Source organism: Daejeonella sp. (genome assembly GCF_049655485.1).
Taxonomy (GTDB): Bacteria; Bacteroidota; Bacteroidia; order Sphingobacteriales; family Sphingobacteriaceae; genus Daejeonella.
On sequence record NZ_JBASJU010000356.1, the window covers coordinates 1 to 2,947 of the forward strand.

At 40.7% G+C, this 2,947-nt stretch carries 5 protein-coding genes; 3 read left to right on the forward strand and 2 right to left on the reverse strand.

The features are described from left to right. Both WBJ10_RS14505 and WBJ10_RS14510 read right to left on the reverse strand, forming a co-directional pair. Positions 1 to 289: TlpA family protein disulfide reductase (locus WBJ10_RS14505; protein WP_424291531.1), on the reverse strand; the 289-nt coding region annotated here is incomplete at its 3' end. Positions 290 to 417: 128 nt separating this feature from the next. Further along, positions 418 to 822 carry a hypothetical protein gene (locus WBJ10_RS14510; RefSeq protein WP_424291532.1) on the reverse strand — a complete coding sequence of 135 codons (405 nt, stop codon included), beginning with the start codon at positions 820 to 822 and terminating at the stop codon, positions 418 to 420. 147 nt (positions 823 to 969) lie between these two features. On the opposite strand from WBJ10_RS14510, the gene WBJ10_RS14515 reads away from it, so the two are divergent. The 3 genes from WBJ10_RS14515 (at position 970) to WBJ10_RS14525 (ending at position 2,939) form a co-directional block, all read left to right on the forward strand. Continuing rightward, positions 970 to 1,368, forward strand: coding sequence for a hypothetical protein (locus WBJ10_RS14515; protein ID WP_424291534.1), 399 nt, complete (start codon positions 970 to 972; stop codon positions 1,366 to 1,368). Between the two features lie 81 nt (positions 1,369 to 1,449). Continuing rightward, positions 1,450 to 2,088 (forward strand): type IV toxin-antitoxin system AbiEi family antitoxin domain-containing protein, encoded by a 639-nt coding sequence (locus WBJ10_RS14520; RefSeq protein WP_424291536.1) that lies wholly within the window; start codon positions 1,450 to 1,452, stop codon positions 2,086 to 2,088. Further along, on the forward strand, positions 2,085 to 2,939 hold the full coding sequence (locus tag WBJ10_RS14525) for a nucleotidyl transferase AbiEii/AbiGii toxin family protein (protein ID WP_424291538.1): 855 nt from the start codon (positions 2,085 to 2,087) through the stop codon (positions 2,937 to 2,939). Before WBJ10_RS14520 ends, WBJ10_RS14525 begins: the two co-directional genes overlap by 4 nt. Positions 2,940 to 2,947 lie beyond the last annotated feature (8 nt).

Below are 2,947 nucleotides of genomic sequence, written 5' to 3' on the forward strand. Positions count from 1 at the left end.
AAGTAACTGAAAGGAAGGCCACTTTACCTTCAAAAGCTTTCTCGAGGCTATCCATTTTAGGGATCATAGCTATGCAGGGCGCGCACCATGTAGCCCAGAAGTCGAGTATCAAAAGTTTACCTTTAAAATCTGAAAGCTTTGCGCTTGTACTTTTATAGTTACTTATATTGTTAATTGTAACATCCGGCACCTTGTCTCCTATTTTAAGGGCTGCCGTTTGGGCCAATGCTGTGTTGCTTAAAAAAAGACAAAGCGTGGCCATGGCGATAGTTTGTATCGTTTTTTTCATACAACTGATTTTTATAGATTTTGAAAAATTGAACAAAAAACGGCAGCCTTGAACTGATCTAACCCTCCATGCAGCAGGAAAGCTATTAAACATATTACAAAGATGCGGCTGCCGTCAAACCGGTACGTTTATTCGGGATGGCGCTTAAGAGAGGCGTAAAGGCGATTGGAAGAATCAGTTTGAGTAGCGTTGTCAGAATCATTTTCGTGCGCTTCAACGATAAGCTGGGTATATAATTCGTACAGGATGGGCAAAATCTCAGTTAAAGATCCTAAGTCCGTAGCAATTTGTTGCTGGAAAACCTCGCCTATATCAGCGTTGCTATCTGTAAGAAAGCTCTCAAATGAAATACCTAGCTGGGTGTTACTTTTGAGGAGCGAACGGGACCTGCAAAAATTCGCCAGCTTTTCTATTGCTGGCTCATTACCTTTGACTGGTATTATTATTCCACTTTTATCACGTTTACTTTCATCGCCGGAAGGTCTCCTAATCGATAAAAATTTCGATAAGCGTTTTATTAGGATGGTGATCATTAAAAATGGGTTAAGTTTAAAAATCCAGAACCATGATTCTAACGTTATATACAATAATATATATTTTTATATAATTATACAACCAAAATGTTATACTAATTAGATAACGGTATCAATTATATTGGATTTCCATCTAAAGAAGTATAATTGAAGAGATCACACAGTAATTTATCAAGAGGCGAAGTGTTGCACCAGGTGGCAAAATCCAGTCCCTTGAGTTTAAAAGAAGTCATCAAGAAGGCTGGCTATAAATACCCCACTTTTTACGTACATATCAAAAAAGCGGACCTGCCTTTTGAAACACTTGCCCGCTACGGGAAGGCGCTGAATCATGATTTCACGAACGAATTCCCGGAAATGGCCGACTATATTCTGAATGACGACGTCAAATCTTATACCCAGCTTAGTTATGAGGAACTTGTAAAGGATCGCGACAGATGGCTGGCAAAATACCAGGAGCAAACGGAACGGTATCAACGGTTGTCGGATAAGTATAATAAGTTATTGGAGGAGAAATTGGGGTTGAGGGGGGAGGAAGGGGAGTAACAAATTCTCTACTTATATGTATTTTTATGATAGGATAATCGAAATATATACGATTATCTTATAAAATTTATACATTTGTATATGGATTTATACCAGGCCATCCGTTCATATGCTTCCCAGCCTTTAACCCATCAGCTTGTTATTTCCCTGCTAAAGGGATACAAAAGACCCAATGACAAGGTGCATGCTTTACTAAATGAAGGGGTACTTGAATCAGTAAAGAAAGGATTATATATCGCGGGGCCGGCAATCAAGACGGCTAAGCCTGAGCCATTCTTATTAGCTAATCATATATTGGGACCAAGTTATGTGTCGCTGGATACTGCACTTTCCTATCATGGCTGGATCCCGGAGCGGGTTTATGAAGTATCCTCAATGACCACTAAAGCAAGCAGGAAATTCATAACCACATTGGGAGTATTTACCTATACACATTTGTCACTACCATATTATGCCTTCGGCATCCGGCAAGTCCAGTTAGCTGAAGAACAATATGCAATGATGGCTACGCCTGAGAAGGCGCTATTGGATAAGATAGTTACAACTTCCGGTTTAATATTAAGAAGCCGTAAGCAGGTGTTAAATTATTTGCTGGAAGATTTACGGATAAGTGAGGATCGGCTGAGGGAATGCGACTTGCAGAAGATGTCCCAATGGGTGCAGGATGCTTCCAAAGCTGAGAGTCTATCTATACTCGTAAAAACACTTAAGGATTTATGATAAAAGAATGGCTGGATTCTTATAAGCCGGGTAATAAGGATGAGGCTACCCAGGCGCTCCGGGAGATTATGCAGGAGATCGCACTCGCCGGGCTGCACCGTGCCGGATTCTTTGAAAAGGCAGCTTTTTATGGAGGTACGGCCTTACGGATATTTTACGGCCTGGATCGCTTTTCAGAAGACCTTGATTTTTCGCTTCTTGAGGTAAATCCCGGTTTTTCGCTTAATAAGTACCTGGATGCTGTGCTTGCCGAGTTTGAATCCTTAGGAATGAAGGTATCTGTCAGGGAAAAGCAAAAGACAATTCAAACAAACATTGAATCGGCATTTCTGAAGTCAGAAACTATCTGGAAAGAACTGATCCTGGAGAATATTATTCCTCAAAGTGGCCTGGATCAAAAGGCCAATATTCTGATCAAGCTTGAAGTAGACAGGGAGCCACCCTTAGGCTTCGAAACAGAAGAGCGGCTGCTATTGAAGCCTTTTTCATTCTATGTGAAGTGCTTTTCCATCTCCGATTTGTTCGCAGGTAAAATGCATGCGCTGCTTTTTCGTAAATGGGGAACGAATGTAAAAGGCCGTGACTGGTATGATATGGAATGGTATATTAAAAAGGGTATCCCCTTGAATTTACATCATTTCCTGCTACGAGCTCTGGACAGTGGGGATTGGAAGAAAGAAACTATTACAGAAGAGGAGTTCCGGGAATTATTAAGTGCCAGAATTGATACTGTTGATATGGGCAGGGTAAAAGCCGATATCCGTCGCTTTATTCCGGATCAGAAGGTTTTGGACATCTGGTCTGCAAAGTATTTTCATGATCTTAGTAGACATTTTAAAATAGTATCATAGAATACACC